This is a genomic window from Peterkaempfera podocarpi (genome assembly GCF_042466665.1).
Classification (GTDB): Bacteria; Actinomycetota; Actinomycetes; order Streptomycetales; family Streptomycetaceae; genus Peterkaempfera; species Peterkaempfera podocarpi.
The window spans coordinates 4,427,161-4,449,279 of record NZ_CP162102.1 but is presented as its reverse complement, the minus strand read 5'-3'; the positions used below and the strand labels follow the sequence as shown (position 1 = coordinate 4,449,279).

Genomic DNA, 22,119 nt, shown 5'->3' with positions numbered 1-22,119 from the left:
AACGTCCACAGTTCGACAAGCGAAACGCCGACTTCACCGGTCCGTGTGAAAGCGGTCACACGGACGTGGAGGTGTGGCCGGTGGGAAACCTGGGTAAAACTTGGGGACAGTGCTGGGGAGAACCTGGGGACAGCTGTGGAAGCGCTGTGGGGAAACTTCCGCCGTCCACAGAAGAGGCCGGTTCATCCACGGCTCCACCCACAGGCCCGGTGGATAAAAAAGTGGGTCTGAGCTGGGAAAACGGGGTTATCCACCTAATCCACAGCCCCTACTACTACCACTACCTAGAGATCCCCCGATGATTCGTCTAACAGGGGGTGGGGCGTCGATCTGTGGACGACGGCAATCCGACACCTGTTCACCACCAGTCCGGCCCGTATGCCACGGCTGTCGGCAGAGTGCGTCAGACTGTCTCCGGCAACAGGAGCGAGCCGGCCCACCGGGAAGCCCACAGGGTGGGGATGGGCGGCACGCCTACAGCAGGAGCATCAGGAGGCGGTGACCGGTGAAGTTCCGGGTGGAGCGTGACGTCCTCGCAGAGGCCGTGGCCTGGGCTGCGCGCAGCCTCCCTGCACGACCGCCGGTGCCTGTCCTCGCCGGTCTGCTGCTGACCGCGGAGGAGAGCAGGCTGAGCCTGTCCGGCTTCGACTACGAGGTGTCCGCCAGGGTCGAGGTCGAGGCCGAGGCCGAGGAGGCCGGCACCGTCCTGGTCTCCGGCCGACTGCTCGCCGACATCTCCCGGGCACTTCCCAACAGGCCTGTGGAAATCTCCACCGACGGGGTCCGGGTGAGCGTCGTCTGCGGCTCCTCCCGATTCACACTCCCCACCCTTCCTGTGGACGAGTACCCCGCTCTGCCCCAGATGCCCACCGCCACCGGCACGGTCTCGGGCGAGGTGTTCGCCTCCGCCGTCGCCCAGGTCGCGGTCGCCGCCGGCCGTGACGACACCCTCCCGGTGCTCACCGGCGTCCGGGTCGAGATCGAGGACGACCGGATCACCCTGGCCGCCACCGACCGCTACCGCTTCGCGGTCCGCGAGCTGCTGTGGAAGCCGGAGCAGCCCGGTCTGTCCGCGGTCGCCCTGGTGCCCGCCAAGACCCTGCTGGACACTGCCAAGTCGCTGAACAGCGGCGATGTGGTGTCCATCGCGCTGGCTTCCGGCAAGGAGGGCGGCGGCGAGGGGCTGATCGGCTTCGAAGGTGCCGGGCGGCGGACCACCACCCGCCTGCTGGAGGGCGAGTTCCCCAAGTTCCGCAGCCTGTTCCCCACCGAGTTCAACGCGGTGGCCACCATCGTGACCGCGCCCTTCGTGGAGGCCGTCAAGCGTGTCTCCCTGGTCGCCGAGCGCAACACCCCGGTCCGGCTCTCCTTCGAGCAGGGTGTGCTGACGCTTGAGGCGGGCTCCGGGGACGACGCCCAGGCGACCGAGCGGATCGACGCGGACCTCGAGGGCGACGACATCTCGATTGCCTTCAACCCGGCGTACCTGCTGGAGGGGCTCTCCGCCATCGACGCCCCGGTGGCCCAGCTGAGCTTCACCACCTCCACCAAGCCGGCGCTGCTCAGCGGCCGTCCCTCGGTGGACGCCGAGGCGGACGAGGCCTACAAGTACCTGATCATGCCGGTGCGCCTCTCCGGTTGATCCACAGCTGTGGACGCTGATTCCACAGCTGTGGATATCGGGCGCCCTGGAGTACCGGAGCCGTCGGGTCTGGAATCCGCCCCACAGGGCAGGCATTCCTCCCGACGGCCCCAGCCCGTCGGGGCCGCAACCCTCCCCCGGCGTAGGCTCAAAGGTGCGGCAAAGGGGCCGTCATCAGGCACGTCGACATACGTAAGGACTTGTCATGGAGCTCGGTCTCATCGGTCTCGGCAAGATGGGCGGGAACATGCGCGAGCGCATCCGCCGCGCAGGTCACACCGTCATCGGGTACGACCGCAACCCCGACCTCGCCGATGTCAACAGCCTCCAGGAGCTGGTGGACAAGCTCCAGGGCCCCCGAGTGGTGTGGGTGATGGTTCCGGCCGGCGTCCCGACCCAGCAGACGGTCGACCAGCTCGCCGAGGTGCTGTCCCCCGGTGACATCGTGGTCGACGGCGGCAACTCGCGCTGGACCGACGACATCGCCCACGCCGAGGCGCTGGCCACCAAGGGCATCGGCTTTGTCGACGCCGGGGTCTCCGGCGGCGTCTGGGGCCTGGAGAACGGCTATGCACTGATGGTCGGCGGTGAGGCCGAGCACGTCGCCAAGGTCCAGCCGATCTTCGACGCCCTCAAGCCGTCCGGCGACTTCGGCTTTGTGCACGCCGGCAAGGTCGGCGCCGGCCACTTCGCCAAGATGGTCCACAACGGCATCGAGTACGCCCTGATGCAGGCCTACGCCGAGGGCTGGGAGCTGCTGGAGGCCGCCGAGGTCACCACCAATGTGCACGACATCTTCCGCAGCTGGAAGGAGGGCACGGTCATCCGCTCCTGGCTGCTGGACCTCGCCGTCCGGGCCATGGAGGAGGACCCGCACCTGGGGCACCTGCGCGGCTATGCGGAGGACTCCGGCGAGGGCCGCTGGACCGTCGAGGCGGCCATCGACCACGCCGTCCCGCTGCCGGCCATCACCGCCTCGCTCTTCGCCCGCTTCTCGTCCCGTCAGGACGACTCCCCGCAGATGAAGATGATCGCCGCACTGCGCAACCAGTTCGGCGGGCACGCCGTCACCGCTGTCAGCGACCACAAGGGTGCGGACTCCCCCGGCGCCGACGTCGAGCCGCCGGCCGTCTCCTGATCCGGTCCGACCGTCACTGAGAGGAAGTCAGCGCGGGCCACAGAACCCCGCGCGATCAGCACACCATGCATATCGCGCATCTGTCGCTCGCCGACTTCCGCTCCTACGCCCGGGTCGAGGTTCCCCTGGACCCGGGCGTGACGGCCTTTGTGGGCCCCAACGGCCAGGGCAAGACCAACCTGGTCGAGGCCGTGGGCTATCTGGCCACGCTGGGCAGCCACCGAGTGGCCGCCGACGCCCCGCTGGTGCGTCTGGGCGCCGACCGGGCGGTGGTCCGGGGCAGCGTGCTGCGGGAGGGCCGCTCCACCCTGATCGAACTGGAGATCAACCCCGGCAAGGCCAACCGCGCCAGGATCAACCGGTCCTCCAATGTGCGGCCGCGTGATGTGCTGGGCCTGCTGCGCACCGTGCTCTTCGCGCCGGAGGACCTCGCCCTGGTGAAGGGCGACCCCGGGGAGCGCCGGCGCTTCCTGGACGAGCTACTGACCGCCCGCGCCCCCAGACTGGCAGGCGTTCGGCAGGACTACGAGCGGGTCCTCAAGCAGCGGAACGCCCTGCTGAAGACCGCCGCCATGGCCCGCAGGGCGGGGGGCGGCAAGGCCGACCTGTCCACCCTGGACGTCTGGGACGGCCATCTCGCCCGGTCGGGCGCCGAGTTGACCGCCTTCCGCCTCCAGTTGGTGGCCGCGCTGCAGCCGCTGGTGGAGAAGGCCTATGAGCAGCTTGCGCCCGGCGGTGGCCCGACCACGTTGGAGTACCGCAGCTCGGTGGAGGGACCGCCCCCCACCTCCCGCGAGGAGGCGTACCAGGCGCTGCTGGAGGCGCTGGCCTCGGTACGGAAGCAGGAGATCGAGCGTGGGGTGACTTTGGTGGGGCCGCACCGCGACGACTTGCTGCTCAGGCTGGGCCCACTGCCCGCCAAGGGCTATGCCAGCCATGGCGAGTCCTGGTCGTACGCCCTGGCGCTGCGGCTGGCCTCCTATGAGCTGCTGCGCCAGGACGGCGGTGAGCCCGTCCTGATCCTGGACGATGTCTTCGCCGAGCTGGACAGCCGCCGGCGCGATCGGCTGGCCGAGCTGGTGGCCCCCGGTGAGCAGGTGCTGGTCACCGCGGCGGTACCGGAGGACGTGCCGCAGGCGCTGTCGGGTGCCCGGTTCGCGGTCGCCGACGGTGATGTCCGGCGCATCGCCGAAGGGTGACCGCCCAGGTGCCCGCGTCCGGCCAGGATGTCCCTGGACGGGCGACCGTGCAGCCGGGGCACGGCGCTGGGGCGCCGGTCCTCCCCGGTCGGGGGACGGGTGGCTGTTCCCCGGCCCGGATCACGCGGCCAGGCCGTAGGCTGGACCACTTCACTGTCCACGGCTGGGGAAGGAACAGGCTCCCGTGACCGATGTGCACAGCGAGGACTCAGGGCCCGACCCCCGGCAGCCGTCCGGCCCGGCGCTGTCCGGAGTGGACCTGGCCCGGGTGGCGCTGCGCGCCGCCAAGGAGCAGGCCCGGGAGCGCGGGGAGCAGGTCCGGCAGAAGAAGGAGTCCAAGCGCCGGGGGCTGCGCAGCGGAGCCCGCGCCGATGGGCGCGATCCGGTGCCGCTGGGGGCGGCGATGCGCCAGTTGATCACCGAGCGGGGCTGGGAGGCTCCGGCCGCGGTGGGCGGCGTGATGGGCCGCTGGCCGCAGATCGTCGGTCCCGAGATCGCGGCGCACTGCGCTCCCGAGCACTACAGCGAGGAGTCCTGTGAGCTGAGTGTGCGCTGCGACTCCACGGCATGGGCCACCCAGCTGCGGCTGCTTGCCCCGCAGCTGGTCGCCCGGCTCAACAAGGAGCTGGGGCACGGGACGGTGAAGGTGATCAAGGTCCAGGGTCCGGCCGGGCCACCGCGGAGCTACGGGCGGCTGAGGGCGCCGGGGAGCCGCGGTCCGAGGGACACCTGGGGCTGAGCCCCGGTCGCTCCACCTGGCGACCGCCGGCTGCCGCGAGCAGCGCTGCGGAGAGCCTGAGGGCCCATTTGAGCGCAGTTGGCCCCCCGCCTGAGTATCGGGACATGTGCGGAGGGGATTCAGAGCGGCACATCAGCCCTCAGGGGCTGGCAAACGCCCATCTCTGTCGGCGGTACCGGTAGACTGGAAGCAATACACCGCCGCTTGCGGTTCTGAGACGAACCCGTGGCCGCGTCGAGTCCTGCCCAGCCGGGCGGGGATGCGGTCCGCGCTGTGCCAGAAAGGGCGCTTCGTGGCCGATTCCGGCAACCCCAACCAGTCCCCTGAGACCTCCGACACCACTCCCGGCAACGGGACGTCGTACGACGCCAGCGCGATCACGGTCCTCGAAGGGCTCGAAGCCGTCCGCAAGCGCCCCGGCATGTACATCGGCTCCACCGGTGAGCGCGGCCTGCACCACCTCGTCTACGAGGTCGTCGACAACTCGGTCGACGAGGCGCTCGCCGGGCATGCGGACACCATCGACGTCACCATCCTGCGCGACGGCGCGGTGCGGGTGATCGACAACGGCCGCGGTATCCCGGTCGACGTCGAGAAGTCCACCGGCAAGCCCGCGGTCGAGGTCGTGCTGACCGTGCTGCACGCCGGCGGCAAGTTCGGAGGCGGCGGCTACGCCGTCTCCGGCGGTCTGCACGGCGTGGGCGTCTCCGTGGTCAACGCCCTCTCCAGCCGGGTCTCGGTGGAGGTGAAGCGCGACGGCTACCGCTGGTCCCAGGAGTACAAGCTGGGCGCCCCCACGGCTCCGCTGGCGAAGAACGAGGCCACCGCGGAGACCGGCACCTCGGTGACCTTCTGGGCCGACCCGGACATCTTCGAGACCACCGAGTACTCCTTCGAGACGCTGTCGCGGCGGTTCCAGGAGATGGCGTTCCTCAACAAGGGGCTGACCATCTCGCTCAGCGACGAGCGCCCCGACCACTCCGACGAGGAGGGGAAGCCCCGCTCGGTCCGGTACCACTACGAGGGCGGCATCTCCGACTTCGTCCGGTACCTCAACTCCCGCAAGGGCGAGCTGGTCCACCCCACCGTCATCGACTTCGAGGTGGAGGACCGCGACCGGACGATCTCGGTCGAGGTCGCCATGCAGTGGAACAGCTCCTACAGCGAGGGCGTCTACTCCTTCGCCAACACCATCCACACCCATGAGGGCGGTACTCATGAGGAGGGCTTCCGTGCGGCGCTGACCGGCCTGGTCAACCGCTACGCGCGGGAGAAGAAGCTGCTCCGGGAGAAGGACGACAACCTCACCGGCGAGGACATCCGCGAGGGCCTCACCGCGATCATCTCGGTCAAGCTGGGCGAGCCGCAGTTCGAGGGCCAGACCAAGACCAAGCTGGGCAACACCGAGGCCAAGACCTTTGTGCAGAAGGTCGTCCACGAGCACCTCAACGACTGGCTGGACCGCAACCCCACCGAGGCCTCCGACATCATCCGGAAGTCCATCCAGGCGGCCACCGCCCGGGTGGCGGCCCGCAAGGCGCGCGACCTCACCCGTCGCAAGGGCCTGCTGGAGAGCGCCTCGCTGCCGGGCAAGCTCTCGGACTGCCAGAGCAAGGACCCCTCCGAGTGCGAGATCTTCATCGTCGAGGGTGACTCCGCCGGCGGCTCGGCCAAGTCCGGCCGTGACCCGCGGGTGCAGGCGATCCTCCCGATCCGCGGCAAGATCCTCAATGTGGAGAAGGCCCGGATCGACAGGGTGCTGCAGAACACCGAGGTCCAGGCGCTGATCTCGGCCTTCGGCTGCGGCATCCACGAGGACTTCGACATCACCAGGCTGCGGTATCACAAGATCGTGCTGATGGCCGACGCCGACGTCGACGGCCAGCACATCCGCACGCTGCTGCTCACCCTGCTCTTCCGCTTCATGCGGCCGCTGGTCGAGGCGGGTCACGTCTATCTGGCCCAGCCTCCGCTGTACAAGATCAAGTGGAGCAAGGACGACTTCGACTACGTCTACTCGGACCGCGAGCGCGACGCCGTGATCCGGGCCGGCGTGGACAACGGCCGCCGGCTCCCCAAGGACGACGCCATCCAGCGCTTCAAGGGTCTCGGCGAGATGAACGCCGAGGAGCTGCGGGTCACCACCATGGATGCGGAGCACCGGGTGCTGCTGCAGGTCACGCTGGAGGACGCGGCCCGCGCCGACGACCTGTTCTCGGTCCTGATGGGCGAGGACGTCGAGGCCCGACGCACCTTCATCCAGCGCAACGCCAAGGACGTCCGCTTCCTGGACGTCTGACCCCGGTCGGAAGCCAGGACAGCAGCGCGCGAAAGGAAACTGACCAGCAGTGGTCGACGACAACCGTCCCGACGGCGAGCAGCCGGATCCCAGCGAGACCATGCCCTCCCCCGACCAGTTCGTCGGCGGAGCCCTGCGTATCGAGCCGGTCGAGCTCGAGACGGAGATGCAGCGCTCCTACCTCGACTATGCGATGAGCGTCATCGTGAGCCGGGCGCTGCCCGAGGTGCGCGACGGCCTCAAGCCGGTGCACCGCCGGGTGCTCTACGCCATGTACGACGGCGGCTACCGGCCGGAGAAGGGCTACTACAAGTGCGCCCGCGTCGTCGGCGACGTCATGGGCAACTACCACCCCCACGGTGACTCCTCGATCTACGACACCCTGGTGCGCCTCGCCCAGCCGTGGTCGATGCGGATGCCGCTGGTGGACGGCAACGGCAACTTCGGCTCCCCGGGCAACGACCCGGCCGCCGCCATGCGGTACACCGAGTGCCGGATGGCGCCGCTGGCGATGGAGATGATGCGCGACATCGACGAGGACACCGTCGATTTCGCCGCCAACTACGACGGCCGCTCCCAGGAGCCCACCTGCCTGCCGTCGCGGATCCCCAACCTGCTGGTCAACGGTGCCACCGGTATCGCGGTCGGCATGGCCACCAACATCCCGCCGCACAACCTGCGCGAGGTGGCCTCGGGCGTCCAGTGGTACCTGGACAACCCGGAGGCCTCGAACGAGGAGCTGCTGGAAGCCCTGATCCAGCGGATCAAGGCCCCGGACTTCCCCACCGGCGCGCTGATCGTGGGGCGCCGCGGGATCGAGGAGGCCTACCGCACCGGCCGCGGCTCCATCACCATGCGGGCCGTGGTCGAGGTCGAGGAGATCCAGGGCCGCCAGTGCCTGGTGATCACCGAGCTGCCGTACCAGGTCAACCCGGACAATCTGGCGCTGAAGATCGCCGACCTGGTGAAGGACGGCAGGGTCGCCGGCATCGCCGACGTCCGTGACGAGTCCTCCTCGCGGACCGGCCAGCGACTGGTGATCGTCCTCAAGCGGGACGCGGTCGCCAAGGTCGTCCTCAACAACCTGTACAAGCACACCGATCTGCAGACCAACTTCGGTGCCAACATGCTGGCGCTGGTCGACGGGGTGCCGCGCACCCTGTCGCTGGACGGCTTCATCCGGCACTGGGTCAACCACCAGATCGACGTCATCGTCCGGCGTACCCGCTTCCGGCTGCGCAAGGCCGAGGAGCGCGCCCACATCCTGCGCGGCCTGCTGAAGGCGCTGGATGCGATCGACGAGGTCATCGCCACCATCCGCCGCTCCAACACGGTGGAGGAGTCCCGCACCGGCCTGATGCGGCTGCTGGAGATCGACGAGATCCAGGCCAACGCCATCCTGGAGATGCAGCTTCGCCGGCTCGCCGCCCTGGAGCACCAGCGGATCACGGACGAGTACAACGAGCTGATGGCCAAGATCGAGGAGTACAACGCGATCCTGGCCTCGCCGACCCGGCAGCGCGGCATCGTCTCCGAGGAGCTGGCGGCGATCGTCGAGAAGTACGGCGACGACCGGCGCAGCCAGTTGATCCCCTTCGACGGCGACATGTCCATCGAGGACCTGATCGCCGAAGAGGACATCGTCGTCACCATCACCCGCGGCGGCTACGTCAAGCGGACCCGTACCGACCTCTACCGCTCGCAGAAGCGCGGCGGCAAGGGCGTGCGCGGGGCCCAGCTGAAGCAGGACGACATCGTCGACCACTTCTTTGTGACGACGACCCACAACTGGATCCTGTTCTTCACCAACAAGGGCCGGGTCTACCGGGCCAAGGGCTATGAGCTGCCGGACGCCGGCCGTGACGCCCGTGGCCAGCATGTGGCCAATGTGCTGGCCTTCCAGCCCGACGAGCACATCGCCCAGGTGATGGCGGTCCGCACCTATGAGGACGCTCCGTACCTGGTGCTCGCCACCCGCGAGGGCGTGGTGAAGAAGAGCCCGCTCAAGGACTACGACTCGCCCCGCTCGGCCGGTCTGATCGCGATCAACCTGCGCACCGACGAGGAGGGCCGGGACGACGAGCTGATCGGTGCCGAGCTGGTGTCGGCCGAGGACGACCTGCTGCTGGTCAGCAAGAAGGCCCAGGCCATCCGCTTCACCGCCACCGATGAGGCGCTGCGGCCGATGAGCCGTGCCACCTCGGGTGTGAAGGGCATGTCGTTCCGCGAGGGCGACGAACTACTGTCGCTCAACGTCGTCCGCCCCGGTACCTTCGTCTTCACGGCGACCGACGGCGGTTACGCCAAGCGGACGCCGGTGGAGGAGTACCGGGTCCAGGGCCGCGGCGGTCTGGGCATCAAGGCAGCCAAGATCGTCGAGGACAGGGGCTCCCTGGTCGGCGCTCTGGTGGTCGAGGAGACCGACGAGATCATGGCCATCACCCTGTCGGGCGGTGTGATCCGCACCAGGGTTTCGGGCGTTCGTGAAACCGGACGTGACACGATGGGCGTCCAACTGATCAACCTCGGAAAGCGTGACGCGGTGGTGGGCATCGCCCGCAACGCGGAGGCTGAGGAGGAGGAACAGGACGAGAACGGCGACGGCATCCCTTCCGCCGACGGCAGCGAGCCGGCGAGCGATGGGGCCGGGACCGGGGCAGTCGACGATGGGGGAGACAGCGGAAGCGGGACGACGGCGGACGGCACAGCCGACCAGTCCTGAGGATCGCTTCCCGGCCGGGCGGCCGGACGGTACCGCGGATCTGCCGTGGGCACCGTCCGGCCGGTCGGCTGACCGCGGCCGGGCGACCCGTCCGGTGCGGGACCATTTGGACTGACCAGGGCGGAGACAACCGGCCTGGAGGGGAACTGCGGGAGGACCAGGGTGAGTGGAGCCACGGGCGCGGCAGGCGGTGGAGCTGCCGGAGGCCGGCAGGGATCCGCGCAGGCCAGGGGCCAGGGCGGCCAGCACGCGCCTGGCGGCGGCCATCGGGCACCAGCAGAGCAGCCGGCCGCCTCGACCTCGCTGATGCCTCCGGTGGCCGATGCCGGCCAGGGGCAGGGGGGCTATGGCTACCCGCAGCCTCCTCAGGCACCGCCGACGGTCGGTACGGGCACCGCACAGCCCGGAGCGGGCGGCTACTCGCAGCCGACCACCTACGCCAAGGGGACGACCCCGGCCCGGGGCACCCGCACCGGACCCGCCACCTCCTCCCGCAGGCCCTCGGCGAGTCCTGCCGCGGCAGGCGGGTCGGCCCGGACCCGCAAGGCCCGGCTGCGGGTCACCAAGGTGGACCCCTGGTCGGTGATGAAGGTCAGCTTCCTGCTGTCCATCGCGCTGGGCGTGATCACCATCGTGGCCTCCTGTGTGCTGTGGATGGTGCTCGACGGGATCGGCGTCTTCGACTCGGTCGGCAGCACTCTCAAGGAGGTCACCGGCTCGGACACCAGCCAGGGCTTCGACCTCCAGTCGTACCTCTCCTTCGGTAAGACCTTCACGTTCAGCACGATCATCGCCGTGGTCGATGTGGTGCTGCTGACGGCCCTGGCCACGCTGGGCGCCTTCATCTACAACACCGCCGCGGGCTTTGCCGGCGGTGTCGAGGTCACCCTCGCCGAGGAGGAGTAACCCTCCCCGGCCCCGACGGGCCCGGCCCCGGCATCCGCCGGAGCCGGGCCCGCTGTGGTGGAGGCCGCTGAGCTGCGCCTTGCGTTCGCTGGGTGTGCGGCGCGCGCGGATACGGATTTGGGCGTTCGGCCATCGATCCGCTAATCTTTCAGTGCAGCGCGGGGCTATAGCTCAGACGGTTAGAGCGCTTCCCTGATAAGGAAGAGGCCACAGGTTCAAGTCCTGTTAGCCCCACCAGCGGAGAGGCTCCGGGGAAATTTCCCCGGAGCCTCTTTGACATCCACGGTTGACATCAACGCCCGTGGAGGCCGTCCCGGAGCTTGGTGCCCAGCCGAGCGGCGGCGGCCCGCTGCGAGGCCGACGTGACGTGCGTGTAGATGTCCAGCGTCACCGCGATCTGACTGTGCCGCAGGATCTCCTTGGCATAGCGCGGGTGCACGTCCAGAGCGGCCAGCAGGGTCCCGCAGGTGTGCCGGGTGTCGTGCAGCCGGACCCGCCGGACACCGGCCCGCTTCACCAGCCGCTCGAAGGTCCCGGAGAAGCCGTCCGGGTCGACAGGCCCGCCGGCCGCGGAGGTGAAGACCAGCCCGGTTTCCTGCCAGGCTGTGCCCTTCATCTCCCGCTCCAGCTCTTGCAGCCGCCGACGCTCGCCCAGAGCTTCGACGCAGAGCCGAGGCAGTGGCAGGGCCGACTTGGACGTCTCCGTCTTCAGGTCCACCAGGACCAGCCCGACCCCGGTCTCCCGCTGCACCTGCTTGCGCGGGTGGGCGACGCCGCCAGGCAGGTCGACATCCACCCAGCGCAGCCCCAGCAGCTCACCGCGACGCAGGCCGAGCACGAGCGCCAGGACGAAGGCCGCGTAGAGCCGGTGCGACCGCGCCCGCTTGAGGAAGACGACCGCCTCATCGGCGGACCAGGGGATCGACTCCTTCTTGGTCACCTTGGGCATGTCCACCAGCGCGGCCACGTTCCGGAGCAGCAGCTCCTCCCGCATGGCCCGGTTGAGCGCGTTCCGCAGGACCTTAAGGCACTCCGCCACCGTGGACCGGCCCACGCCCGCCGACAGCGAGTCATTCAGGAACGTGCGCACATCCGCTGAGCCCAGCTTGTTCAGCCGCTTCGTGCCCAGACCGGGCACCAGGTAGAGCCGCACCATCGTCTCGTACTTGCTGTAGGTGGTCGGCCGGACGTTGGGCTTCACGATCTCGGCCAGCCAGTGATCCAGGAAGTCCCCCAGCTTCCACGCCTTGTCGGGCACCGGCACACCCTTGCGTTCCTGCTGCTGGAGTGCGGCCAGCGCTTCGGCCGCCTCGTCGTACGTCTTGCCGTAGACGTACTTCCGAACCCGCTCGCCACGGGTGTTGGTCACGTAGGCCGCACCCATGTACCGGCCGTCCTTGCGCCGGGTGATCGAGCCCGCCCCGTTGGGGTTCCGCTTCGCCATCAGGCTGCTTCCTCCAGTCGCACGGCCACGAAGGCGCGCACCGCCGCAACGGGGATGCGCCGAGCCCGGCCGATGGTGATGGACGCCAGCTGGCGCGTCCGGATCAGGTCATAGACGGCGGAGCGCCCAAGCTTGAGGCGAACCATCACCTCAGGGACGGTCAGCAGCTCGTCAGACATGCCTGTGCCTCCTCCTCTGCGGCCAGCAGCGCGGCCATCTCCTCTCGGGCGGTGGTACGGGTCTCGTGCAGCTCCCGGGCGATGCTGGCGGCCAGCAGGGACTCCCCCGGGGTGTTGCCGGACCCAGCGAAGGTCCAGTGCGCGAGCACAAGGGTTTCTGCCTCGGGCAGGTCGTCCAGGTCCGGCAGTCCAGCGGAGAGCAGCCGTTCCCGGAGGTCTTCGCGGGCCTGGTTGGCGCGGTAGTCGGCGCGGACCCGTCGCAGCGCGCCGAGGGTGGTCGAGTACCGGGGCGACTTGGTGGAGAAGTGGCCGCGGAAGCCGAGCATGTGCGACCAGTGCGCCAGCATCCGATCCGGGTAGGCCGCGTCCAGGTCCCAACAGGCTTGGATCAGGCGGCGGGTGTGCTCGGGCAGGTCGTGCCGGTCGATCTCCCGGCGCTCGATGATCCGGCGGTCCACCGACTCGGTTGCTTCCGCCGACTTGGTGGCGTACTTGGCCACGTACGAGGCGACCGCCCGTTCGCTGATCTCCCCCGACCCGAAGCCCCCGATCGGGCGCACGTCCACCTGGGCGCCCCAGCGCAGCACCCGCGCCGGCAGGTCTGTGGCAGCGGCCACAGGTACGCCGGCCGAGCGGGCTGCGGCGCGGATGGCGTCGTCCAGGAGCGCGAGGGTGGCCCAGGCCGGGGGTGGGGTGTCGGCGCCGTCGGCGCCGTCGAGGCGGATGACAGCGTGGAAGTGGACCGCGCCCCGGCGCTGGTACTCGGCGACCTTGCCGAAGGAGACCCGGGCGACGTCCCCGAGCCGAGATCGGGGGATGCCCGCGCGGGTGGCGACCTCGCGGCGCAGGTAGATCGTGAACCGGCGCCACAGCTCAGGGGCGTGGTTGTTCCACAACACCGCGTGCGCGTAGTCGTACCGGTCGGCATCCAGGGGCGTGCCCAGCCGGGCGTCCCCCTTCGGATGCACTGTGCCGCAGCGGCAGGCCCCCGCATCCGGGCGGTTGTGCACCGGGCCGAACGACGGGGCGGTCAGGGTGGCGAAGACCCGAGGATGCTGCCGAACCGTGGTGGACACACCTTTGGTGTCGTCGCCGACCAGCCCGGCCCGGATCAGGTGGAAGGTGTCCGCCGCATACGTGCGAGCACAGGACGGGCAACGCGAGGCCCGGCGGTTGCCGCAGGCGACCTTGAGCCGCCCCCCGGGCTGGTTATGCGTGGAGTACTCGTGCCACACGGCGCCGGTCGGCGCGTAGACCAGCTTGCGCCAGCCCCGGATGTGGATCGGGTTCGCGCAGCCGCCGGTGCGGCGGATCTGGTCGTGGAGCTGAGGGAGGTCTCCCCGGGAGGACAGCCGCGCCAGGTCCAGGACGGCGGCCCGGTCCATCCCCCCGGGCAGAGTTGCCGTGTCGGTCACGCAGCCACCGCCGTGACAGCGGCAAGGGTGGCCGGGTGGGCCGGGCACTCCTGCCGTCCACGAGCGGAGGCCGGGAGTGCGGTAGTGGTGACCGTGAGCCAACCGGAGCCGCCGCACGGGCACGGGTCGACCAGCGGCAGACCGCGCTCAAAGGTCAGGTCGTCACGCCGGACGATCTGCATTCCGAGCCCGTACGCCAGACCGCTGCAGCGCTTCAGCCGCCGGGCCAGGGGGAAGCGGGAACGGTGGTCCGCCAGCAGTTCCGGCGTCTCCAGGTCCCGCATCCACATCGCCCAGAAGCCCAGAAGCCGACGCGACCAGTCGTCCACCCCCGCTGGGCCAAGAACGCGCACACCCTCCTGGGCGAACTTCGCCAGAGCGCTGTGGGACGGCCGGGTCCGGTCGCGGTGATCGAGGGAGGAGGCATACAACGCCACCGTCAGCTCGGAGCTGGTCAGGGCGGCCAGGTCTGGCGCGATCACATCGGGCTGCGGAATCACGAAACGGGGCATGATGGAGGCTCCCTTGAGAGAGGGACCGGGGCGGCGGCTTGCTTGGCGGTAGGGCGCCGCCCTCTGGCATGTCCGGATGCCATCGACATCTCTAGACATCTCCAGTGAAAGTCAGATCTCTAGAGATGTCAACACCTCTCTAGAGATCTGTCAGTGTGCTGCGCTTGGGTAGATGCCGGGTCTCCCGCTCTGCCGGTGAGGGCGGGCAGCCCTAAGATGTCTAGAGAAGAGGAGGTGCGAAGTGATGGCCACCAGCAGCGACGGCAATCAGCCCAAGTACCAGCGGATCGCCGATGCGCTCATGGCAGCCGTCGAGTCCGGCGAGTATGTCCCCGGAGACCGCCTGCCAGGCGAGAACGAGCTGATGGAGAGCTACGGCGTCGCCCGCATGACCGCGCGCCAAGCGCTGGGTGTGCTCAGGGACGAAGGCGTCGCCGAAGCCCGCAAGGGCGCCGGCGTGTTCGTCCGTGACTTCCGCCCTCTGAGGCGGCGAGGCATCCAGCGCCTGTCTCGGGAGCACTGGGGCTCTGGACAGTCCATCTGGTCCGCGGACGTCGACATCGAGAGCCGCAACCTGGTGGTAGACCAGATCTCCGTCACCGAGGAAGCAGCCCCCGAGCGCATCGCGCGGGTACTCGGGTTGAACAGCGGTGACGCGACCTGTGTCCGCAGGCGCCGCTTCGTCCTGGACGGCAAGCCGGTCATGTTCGCCACGTCCTACCTCGCGGCCGAACTCGTCGCAGGTTCCGCCATCACGCAGGAGGACACCGGCCCCGGCGGCACGTATGCCCGGCTGGCTGATCTCGGGCACAAGCCCGTGCACTTCCGCGAAGAGATCCGGTGCCGCATGCCCCGACAGTCCGAGGCCACAAGCCTGGCGCTGAGCTCCGGGACTCCGGTCATCGTGCTGTGCCGCACCGCGTTCGAAGAGGAGGGCGGCGCCGTCGAGGTCAACGAGATGACCTTGGACTCAGGCTCCTACGTCCTGGAGTACGACTTCGACGCGTAGCGGGAGAGGTGGAGCGGTTACGAGTTTCGCTACTTCATCAAGGCTCGCTTCGCTCGCAGCGGCGCCGACGCGGCGCCGCTCGCCGTCGCTCCTGTCTTCGCCCCGCTCCGGCGGCGGCCCGCTCCGCGCCGCAAGGCGGGAGGGTGAGGCAGGCCGGCCGGGGCTGGGGCGGGCGCCGACACGATCTTTAGCCACCTACCCGGTCCGGGACCCGACGTCGAGCAAGACCAGGGGGCCACTCGGACACATTGCGGGCAGGCTCAAGACCTGCCCGAGTTGCCAACCAGCGTACGGCCCCCTGGCCATGCTCGACCCCAGCCCAGGCAGGCCACCGGCCAAAGATCGCGCCAACGCCCTGAGCTGCGGCTATCCCATCGCACTACTGACGTGCGAAGATCCCCGAGAGGCGGCGCAGAGTCGCACAGTTCGCGTTGTGGGGGGCTTTATGCCCGTTTTCATGTGGGTCGGTCTCGCGGTCATCTGGATCATCGCCTTTGTGCCGGGCGCAGCGGCGATCGCCCGAGGGTGGTTGCCTCCCTGGATGCGAGGCCGCGCCCGTTTCCGCGTTTGTGGGGATTTGGCAGCGTCATGCTGGGCCTCGGGTTCACGGTCGAGATGCTCCCGGTCGAGATGGCCGGTAGGCATTGGACCGCCGACGCAGCCACCCCAGTGTGGATCGTAGGCCTTTGCATGCTCCTCTCCGGCGTCGGCTTGATGGCATGGGCACAGCGCTCCACCCGCGCCGCGTGGCCCTCCTGGATCCGGAAGCACTGACAGCAGCAGCTGACAGCAACGGCGGCGCACAGTGGCGGTTCGCGGCGCACGTTTACGGAGGGATCCCTCAAGCTGGCAGTCCAGGCGCAGCCTCGGTCGACCACCATGGGATCACTGATAAGGAAGAGGCCACAGGTTCAAGTCCTGTTAGCCCCACCGCGGTACTCAGGGCCGGACACCAGCAGGTGTCCGGCCCTGAGTCATGTTCAGGGGGTGCCGCCGCCGGGCCGGTGACGGAGCGTCGGCGGGAGCGTCGGTGGCGGGATCGGGGTGTGTATCATCGGCCGCACGGCGGTTGCCACCACGACTGCCGGTACGCACTCGCACACACGCGGACCCCGCAGGAGCCGGCCTCCCCTGAGTGGCCGAATGAGCCCGGCGGAGCCCCCGGACGTTGAAGAAGGACGAGGTCGCGCGGTGAAGAAGCTCCTCCTGATCGCCCTGGCCGCCGTCGGCGGTTACTTTGTGTACCGCCAGGTCCAGGCGGACCGCGCCGAGCAGGACCTGTGGACCGAGGCCACCGACCCGGTCCCGGCCGGTGCCGGCGCCCGCTGAGACGGCGCACACGACGATTCTTGCGACGACCCCGGCCCTGCGGCCGGGGTCTTGTCGTTCGGCGGCCCGCGTCGCGGGACCGCCCACCGGTACGAGGGGCGGGAGGGGCCGTGGTGCTGGGAGTGGACACGGGTCGGCGGGCGGCGGTGCTGCTGCTGGCCGGGGTGGCGGTGGCGGCGCCAGGGGCGGCTTCGGGGGCGAGTCCGCCGGACCGCTCCTACCAGGCGTCCGGTGACCGGCTGGCGGGGACGGAGAGCAGCAGCGACGCTCCCGTGATGACCGCTGGACGGTCGTACACCGACACGCTCGCCCTCGGTGACCGCAAGTACTGGGCCGTCGACCTGGACGGCGCCTCCGCGGCCTATGTGTCGGTGACCCTGGCGCCCCGCAGCGGCGGCAAGGCGTCCTACGGGGACGGCGCAGAGCTGAAGCTGGAGAGCACCGGCGGAGACCGCTGCGGCGGCGGCACCCTGTCGATCGCATCGAGTGACCAGAGCGCCATGCCGGTCACCGGTACCGCCTCCCGGGTGCCCCGGCAGGACCACAGCGGCAGCTGCGACAAGGCCGGCCGCTATCTGGTCTCACTGGAGCGCACCTCCAAGGCCGGCTCCGACCCGGCCTCCTGGCCGGTGGAACTGCAGTTCCTGCTGGAACCGGCACTGCGCCCGGGGAGCACCCCGGGGGTGGCCAGGACTGCCGCGCCCGCCACCCCGGTGCCCCAACCGGGCGAGCCGCGGCCGGTCGCCGGGTCCCATGGCTTCGCCGGGGCGCCGGCCCTGGGCGCAGGCGTGTGGAAGGACTCCCTGCACCCGGGAGAGCAGCTGTACTATCGGGTGCCGCTGCACTGGGGGCAGAGTCTCTCCTCGCGGATCGAGATCGCCAACGCCACCACCAAGGGCAGCGGTTCGTACGCTTCCACTCAGATCGAACAGACACTTCTCAACCCGGCCCGCACGCCGGGGGAGAGCCAGTCCGCCTACTACTCGGGCGATCCGGCGGAGTCCTCGCTGCTGACCGTGCCGGTTGCCTACGCCAACCGCTGGGAGTCGGGCGACGACACCACGGCGATGGCTCTGGAGGGCTGGTACTACCTGGCCGTGAGCATGGCACCCGGCGGGGCGAAGGTGGTGGGTGCGGACGGGTCCGTCGGCATCACCATCAGGCTGCGCACACAGGGCGCTGCGGTGGCCGGTCCGGGTTATGCAGGGGATGCGATGAAGGCCGGTTTTGGAATCGGCGACCCGGCGCAGATCGGCACCGGACAGCCGCTGCAGGTATCGGGAGGGGCGTCCGGCCGGACCGTGCTGGCGGTGGTCGCCCTGGGGACGGGCACCCTGCTGCTGCTCTCCCTGCTGGGCTGGTCGGCGGCGGCGCGGCGCCGGACGGCGTGAGCTCGCCCTGCCGGTGTTTCACGTGAAACACCAGCAGGCACTCGGGGCTCAGCCGGAGACCAGTGCCCAGATGCCGACCGCGTAGCAGACCGCGGCAGCCAGCAGCACCGGCACCACCACCCGGACCCCTGGAGGACGGCTGAAGCGGCCACGGCGGGCCGCGAGGGGCTCCGTCGGGGCATCCATGACGGTCGGTGGCCCGAAGGCGCCGGTGGGTCGGGTGTAGGGGGCGGTCACGGGCGGCCCGAAGACCCCCGGGGCGGCTGTGGCCGGGCCGGGCGCGGCCGGCCCGGCAGCCGGGTCCCCCGGGGGCCGGGGGACCGTGGCGGCGGTGGCATCCACCGGACGTCCCAGCGGTCCGAGCGGTCCGTACCCGGCCGGCAGCGGGCCCATCCGGTCCGGCACCGTCACCAAGGGCTCGTCCTCCGGACGGCCGGGCAGCAGCTCCACCGCCTCGGCCAGCGCTCTGCGCGCTCCGGTGGTAGTACGGAAGCGTCCCTCGGGGTCGGGGTGCAGCAGGGTGCCGATCACCTGCCAGAGCGGCTCGGGGACGCCCTGGGGGGCCTGTGGGCGGCGGCCGTCGACGTAGGCGGCATGGAGGGCGTCCAGGTCCTGCCGGGCGCCGGTGAGGAGCTGGAGCGCCACCACGCCGACCATGTAGAGGTCCTGCCGCGGTTCGGGGTCGGCGCCGCGCAGCTGCTCGGGTGCGAAGTAGCCGGGGGTGCCGACCACGAAGTGGGTCTCCGTCAGCCGGGCGTCCCCGGTCCGCACCGAGATCCCGAAGTCGGAGAGACGCAGATGCAGCGGTCCGGTGCCGGTCGCCTCCAGCAGCAGGTTCCCCGGTTTGATGTCGCGGTGGACGACGCCCTCGGCGTGCACCGCACCCAGCCCGGACAGCAGTTGGTCGAGCAGCCGGCAGGCGGCGCGCGGCGGCAGGGAACCGTGGTCGGCCAGCAGATGGCCGAGCGATCCGCCCCGAACCAGGTCCATGGTGAAGAGCACCTGGTCGTCGTCGGCGGCCCAGCTGGTGGGGGCCAGCACATGCGGGTGGTCGATCCGCAGTGCCTGCTCCCGGACGAAGCGCAGCAGCGAGCCGGCGTCCCGCTGCTGCAGCAGTTTGACGGCCGCATAGCGCTCGCGCCGCCGGTCCCAGGCGCGCCACACCTCGCCGGCGCCGCCGCGCCCGACGGGGTCCACCAGTTCGTACCGCCCGGCGAACAGCTGTCCCATGGAGACGATCCCACCTTGATCCCGACCCGATCGTGCCCTTCGGGCAGCACTCTGCCAGGTCGTTCGGGGCGACGGATCGGATACCTGCTCAAGATTCCGCCCGGAACCGGGTACCCTTGTGCGCGGCGGATCTTCCAGGACCGCCGAGGGGCCTTAGCTCAGTTGGTAGAGCGCCGTCTTTGCATGGCGGATGTCAGGGGTTCGACTCCCCTAGGCTCCACAGCACCCCGAAGCCCCGGCCTGCACCGCGCAGGCCGGGGCTCCGTCGTTCCCGCAGACGCGGCGCCGCTCCCGCCCGACCCGCCGCGCACCACCCCGCCGGCCGAGTGCGGCGAGCAGACGTGGGGAGGGTGGTTCGGCGGCCGCCCCGTACGAGCCCCCGCACGGCTGCTCACCGGACCGCCGGGTCCGGGCAGGAGAGGCACCGGGCAGGAGAGGCACCGGGCCGTGCGGTCCGGCCCGAGCAGTCCAGGTCGGCCCAGCGTGAACGCCGGGCGGTGGGTAGCAGTCCGGTATGGACGACCCACTGCGGCTGCGCTGCCTGGTCACCGGCGCCACCGGTTACATCGGCGGCCGGCTGGTCCCCGAACTGCTCTCCGCCGGGCACCAGGTGCGGTGTCTGGCCCGGACCCCGGCCAAGGTGCGCGACCAGCCGTGGGCGGGGCAGGTGGAGACCGTGCAGGGGGACGTCACCGACCCGGCGTCGCTGCGCAGCGCGCTGGCGGGTGTCGACGTCGCCTACTACCTGGTGCACGCCCTGGGCACGGGTACGTCCTTCGAGGCGACCGACCGCCGGGCGGCGCGCTCCTTCGCCCAGGGGGCCCGGGCGGCGGGGGTGCGGCGGATCGTCTACCTGGGCGGTCTGGCACCTGCCGGAGTGCCCGAGGAGCGGCTCTCCCCGCATCTGCGGTCCCGGGCGGAGGTCGGCCGGATCCTGCTGGCCTCCGGGGTGCCCACCGCGGTGCTGCGGGCGGCGGTGATCCTGGGCTCCGGCTCCGCCTCCTTCGAGATGCTGCGGTACCTCACCGAACGGCTGCCGGTGATGGTGACCCCCAGCTGGGTGCACACCCGCATCCAGCCGGTGGCGGTACGGGATGTGCTGAGGCTGCTGGTGTCGGCTGCGGCGCTGCCTGCGGAGGTCAACCGCACCTTCGACATCGGCGGCCCCGATGTCCTCACCTATCTGGAGATGATGCAGCGCTACGCGGCCGTGGCGGGGCTGCCCCGGCGGCTGGTGATGCCGGTCCCGGTGCTCACTCCGCGGCTGTCCAGCTACTGGGTGGGCCTGGTCACGCCGGTGCCCAGCTCCCTCGCGCGGCCGCTGGTCGAGTCGCTGCGCCACGAGGTGGTCTGCACCGAGCACGACATCGCCCGCTGGGCACCTGATCCCCCCGGCGGCCCGGTGGGCTTCGACCGGGCGGTGGAGCTGGCGCTGCAGCGCATCCAGGAGGCAGACGTGGCCACCCGCTGGTCCTCCGCGTCGCTGCCCGGAGCGCCGAGTGATCCGCTGCCCACCGACCCGGACTGGGCCGGCGGAAGTCTCTACCGGGACCAGCGGCAGCTGCCGGTCGACGCTGCCCCCGAGGCGCTGTGGAGGGTCATCGAGGGCATCGGGGGAGAGAACGGCTGGTATTCGTTCCCGCTGGCCTGGGCCGTGCGCGGCTGGCTGGACCGGCTGTGCGGCGGGGTGGGCCTGCGGCGCGGGCGGCGGGACCCGCAGCGGCTGCGGGTCGGCGACTCACTGGACTTCTGGCGGGTCGAGGAGGTGGAACCGGGGCGGCTGCTGCGGCTGCGGGCCGAGATGCGGCTCCCAGGGCTGGCCTGGCTGGAACTCGCCGTGGAGCCGGACGGGGGGAGCGGGTGCCACTACCGGCAGCGGGCCCTGTTCCATCCGCACGGACTGGCCGGGCACGCCTACTGGTGGAGCGTGTCGCCGTTCCATGCGCTGGTCTTCGGCGGCATGGCCCGCAACATCACCGGCGCGGCCGCCGCGGAGCAGCGGGCCCGGTCGGGGGCACCGGTCCGGGCGAAGTGACCCGGTGCCTCCCGAAGTGATCCGGTGCCTCCGGGGAGTACCGCGGCCCGCGCCGTGCGGTGCCGGGAGCTCTGCAGCTCCCTGGGCCGACCGCCCGGCGCGGCGGCCGTCAGCGTCCGTTCGTGCCGTTCTTGTCGTTGTCCTGCTTGGCCTGGACCTCGGGGTCCACCGGGTGGGAGCCGTCCACGGTGTTCTGGGTGGCCGCCTCGGCCGCCACGATGCCGGTCGCGGAGACCGCCCGTACCTGGTCGGAGGCGCGGGTGCCGGGCCGCTCCTCGTACGGCGGCTCGACCAGCCACTCCGGGTTGCTCTGCCTGCGCCACCACTGCCAGGCGGCCACGGAGCCGCCCGCCAGCACACCGATGACCAGCAGTCCGCGCAGCACCTGCCCGTAGCGGCGGCGACGGTCGTGGCGGCGTCCCAGCCGTTCGATCTCGGCGGCCGTGACGGGGTTGCGCAGTGCGGCCAGCGCCGCGGCCCCTCGGCTCTGCGCTTCCATGGCGACCGGGACGACCGTCGTCCGGGCCTCCTCCATCAGCGCCTCCACCGCGGGTGCGGCGGTCGCCCTGGCCTGCCGTCCGGCCGAGACCGCGGCGTCGCGGGCCGTCAGCGCGGTGTCCCTGGTCAGCAGGGCGGCGCGGACTGCGGCCTCCTCCAGCTGCGGAGGGACGCTGGAGCGGGCCTGCCCGACCCGCGGTGCCAGATGCTGCGCATAGGTGGTGCGCGCGGTGCAGCGGGCCTGGGCGGCGGCCTGTGCCGCAGCCGCCTCGAGTTTGGGAGCCAGTGCCTCGATCCGTGGGGCCACCCGGCGGCGGGCGCCCTCCGCGTAGTGCGCAGCGGTGTCCATGGCGGTGGTCGCGTACGGCGCCAGGGTGTCCCTGGTCTTTCCGGCAGCTTCGCGCGCTGCGTCCAAGCGGGTCACGAGAGCCT

At 70.7% G+C, this 22,119-nt stretch carries 17 protein-coding genes and 2 tRNA genes; 13 read left to right on the top strand and 6 right to left on the bottom strand.

The annotated features are described in order from the left end of the window. Window positions 1-505 precede the first annotated feature (505 nt). The 8 genes from dnaN (at window position 506) to AB0761_RS19485 (ending at window position 10,882) form a co-directional block, all read left to right on the top strand. Complete coding sequence (gene dnaN / locus AB0761_RS19520) at window positions 506-1,642, top strand: DNA polymerase III subunit beta (protein ID WP_377270357.1); 1,137 nt, start codon at window positions 506-508, stop codon at window positions 1,640-1,642. A 205-nt stretch (window positions 1,643-1,847) separates the two neighbouring features. Next, the gene (gnd, locus tag AB0761_RS19515) at window positions 1,848-2,780 is read left to right on the top strand and encodes a phosphogluconate dehydrogenase (NAD(+)-dependent, decarboxylating) (RefSeq protein WP_377270356.1); all 933 of its coding nucleotides are present in this window, start codon (window positions 1,848-1,850) and stop codon (window positions 2,778-2,780) included. Window positions 2,781-2,845: 65 nt separating this feature from the next. Continuing rightward, complete coding sequence (recF, locus tag AB0761_RS19510; protein WP_377270355.1) at window positions 2,846-3,979, top strand: DNA replication/repair protein RecF; 1,134 nt, start codon at window positions 2,846-2,848, stop codon at window positions 3,977-3,979. 193 nt (window positions 3,980-4,172) lie between these two features. After that, on the top strand, window positions 4,173-4,718 hold the full coding sequence (locus tag AB0761_RS19505) for a DUF721 domain-containing protein (RefSeq protein WP_377274215.1): 546 nt from the start codon (window positions 4,173-4,175) through the stop codon (window positions 4,716-4,718). A 259-nt stretch (window positions 4,719-4,977) separates the two neighbouring features. After that, window positions 4,978-7,017, top strand: a complete 2,040-nt coding sequence (gyrB, locus tag AB0761_RS19500; protein ID WP_377270354.1) for a DNA topoisomerase (ATP-hydrolyzing) subunit B — start codon at window positions 4,978-4,980, stop codon at window positions 7,015-7,017. Window positions 7,018-7,117: 100 nt separating this feature from the next. Continuing rightward, window positions 7,118-9,739, top strand: a complete 2,622-nt coding sequence (gyrA, locus tag AB0761_RS19495) for a DNA gyrase subunit A (RefSeq protein ID WP_377274213.1) — start codon at window positions 7,118-7,120, stop codon at window positions 9,737-9,739. Window positions 9,740-10,054: 315 nt separating this feature from the next. Next, entirely contained in the window at window positions 10,055-10,645 is a 591-nt protein-coding gene (locus AB0761_RS19490; protein WP_377270352.1) for a DUF3566 domain-containing protein, read from the top strand. Window positions 10,646-10,805: 160 nt separating this feature from the next. After that, a tRNA-Ile gene (locus AB0761_RS19485) sits at window positions 10,806-10,882 on the top strand. A 55-nt stretch (window positions 10,883-10,937) separates the two neighbouring features. Here the strand turns inward: AB0761_RS19485 and xerC are convergent. Genes xerC through AB0761_RS19465 form a run of 4 tightly spaced genes read right to left on the bottom strand, consistent with a single transcriptional unit; the run spans window position 10,938 to window position 14,195 of the window. Then, window positions 10,938-12,089: a tyrosine recombinase XerC gene (gene xerC / locus AB0761_RS19480; RefSeq protein WP_377270351.1), complete on the bottom strand. Its 1,152-nt coding sequence runs from the start codon at window positions 12,087-12,089 to the stop codon at window positions 10,938-10,940. Beyond that, window positions 12,089-12,268: a helix-turn-helix domain-containing protein gene (locus tag AB0761_RS19475; RefSeq protein ID WP_377270350.1), complete on the bottom strand. Its 180-nt coding sequence runs from the start codon at window positions 12,266-12,268 to the stop codon at window positions 12,089-12,091. The genes xerC and AB0761_RS19475 overlap by 1 nt, the downstream gene beginning before the upstream one ends. Then, window positions 12,250-13,683: a replication initiator protein RepSA gene (gene repSA, locus AB0761_RS19470; protein WP_377270349.1), complete on the bottom strand. Its 1,434-nt coding sequence runs from the start codon at window positions 13,681-13,683 to the stop codon at window positions 12,250-12,252. The genes AB0761_RS19475 and repSA overlap by 19 nt, the downstream gene beginning before the upstream one ends. After that, window positions 13,680-14,195, bottom strand: coding sequence for a hypothetical protein (locus tag AB0761_RS19465; protein WP_377270348.1), 516 nt, complete (start codon window positions 14,193-14,195; stop codon window positions 13,680-13,682). Before AB0761_RS19465 ends, repSA begins: the two co-directional genes overlap by 4 nt. 244 nt (window positions 14,196-14,439) lie before the next feature. On the opposite strand from AB0761_RS19465, the gene AB0761_RS19460 reads away from it, so the two are divergent. The 3 genes from AB0761_RS19460 (at window position 14,440) to AB0761_RS19450 (ending at window position 17,924) form a co-directional block, all read left to right on the top strand. Further along, window positions 14,440-15,204 (top strand): GntR family transcriptional regulator, encoded by a 765-nt coding sequence (locus tag AB0761_RS19460; RefSeq protein ID WP_377270347.1) that lies wholly within the window; start codon window positions 14,440-14,442, stop codon window positions 15,202-15,204. 1,191 nt (window positions 15,205-16,395) lie between these two features. Next, window positions 16,396-16,533: a DLW-39 family protein gene (locus AB0761_RS19455; protein ID WP_175607691.1), complete on the top strand. Its 138-nt coding sequence runs from the start codon at window positions 16,396-16,398 to the stop codon at window positions 16,531-16,533. A gap of 110 nt (window positions 16,534-16,643) precedes the next feature. Beyond that, window positions 16,644-17,924 carry a hypothetical protein gene (locus tag AB0761_RS19450; RefSeq protein WP_377270346.1) on the top strand — a complete coding sequence of 427 codons (1,281 nt, stop codon included), beginning with the start codon at window positions 16,644-16,646 and terminating at the stop codon, window positions 17,922-17,924. Window positions 17,925-17,972: 48 nt separating this feature from the next. Here AB0761_RS19450 and AB0761_RS19445 read toward each other — a convergent pair whose 3' ends face one another. Then, window positions 17,973-19,154: a serine/threonine-protein kinase gene (locus AB0761_RS19445; RefSeq protein ID WP_377270344.1), complete on the bottom strand. Its 1,182-nt coding sequence runs from the start codon at window positions 19,152-19,154 to the stop codon at window positions 17,973-17,975. Window positions 19,155-19,301: 147 nt separating this feature from the next. On the opposite strand from AB0761_RS19445, the gene AB0761_RS19440 reads away from it, so the two are divergent. Continuing rightward, a tRNA-Ala gene (locus AB0761_RS19440) sits at window positions 19,302-19,374 on the top strand. Window positions 19,375-19,668: 294 nt separating this feature from the next. Further along, window positions 19,669-21,189, top strand: a complete 1,521-nt coding sequence (locus AB0761_RS19435; protein ID WP_377270342.1) for an SDR family oxidoreductase — start codon at window positions 19,669-19,671, stop codon at window positions 21,187-21,189. A 109-nt stretch (window positions 21,190-21,298) separates the two neighbouring features. Here AB0761_RS19435 and AB0761_RS19430 read toward each other — a convergent pair whose 3' ends face one another. After that, window positions 21,299-22,111 carry a DUF5324 family protein gene (locus AB0761_RS19430; protein ID WP_377270341.1) on the bottom strand — a complete coding sequence of 271 codons (813 nt, stop codon included), beginning with the start codon at window positions 22,109-22,111 and terminating at the stop codon, window positions 21,299-21,301. Window positions 22,112-22,119 lie beyond the last annotated feature (8 nt).

Excerpts from the sequence above, each read along its gene's own strand:
- AB0761_RS19465 (WP_377270348.1), bottom strand. The coding sequence starts at position 14,195 with ATGCCCCGTTTCGTGATTCCGCAGCCCGATGTGATCGCGCCAGACCTG.
- gyrA (WP_377274213.1), top strand. The coding sequence starts at position 7,118 with ATGCCCTCCCCCGACCAGTTCGTCGGCGGAGCCCTGCGTATCGAGCCG.
- gnd (WP_377270356.1), top strand. The coding sequence starts at position 1,848 with ATGGAGCTCGGTCTCATCGGTCTCGGCAAGATGGGCGGGAACATGCGC.
- gyrB (WP_377270354.1), top strand. The coding sequence starts at position 4,978 with ATGCGGTCCGCGCTGTGCCAGAAAGGGCGCTTCGTGGCCGATTCCGGC.
- AB0761_RS19435 (WP_377270342.1), top strand. The coding sequence starts at position 19,669 with ATGGACGACCCACTGCGGCTGCGCTGCCTGGTCACCGGCGCCACCGGT.
- xerC (WP_377270351.1), bottom strand. The coding sequence starts at position 12,089 with ATGGCGAAGCGGAACCCCAACGGGGCGGGCTCGATCACCCGGCGCAAG.
- AB0761_RS19460 (WP_377270347.1), top strand. The coding sequence starts at position 14,440 with ATGGCCACCAGCAGCGACGGCAATCAGCCCAAGTACCAGCGGATCGCC.
- AB0761_RS19475 (WP_377270350.1), bottom strand. The coding sequence starts at position 12,268 with ATGTCTGACGAGCTGCTGACCGTCCCTGAGGTGATGGTTCGCCTCAAG.
- AB0761_RS19445 (WP_377270344.1), bottom strand. The coding sequence starts at position 19,154 with ATGGGACAGCTGTTCGCCGGGCGGTACGAACTGGTGGACCCCGTCGGG.
- recF (WP_377270355.1), top strand. The coding sequence starts at position 2,846 with ATGCATATCGCGCATCTGTCGCTCGCCGACTTCCGCTCCTACGCCCGG.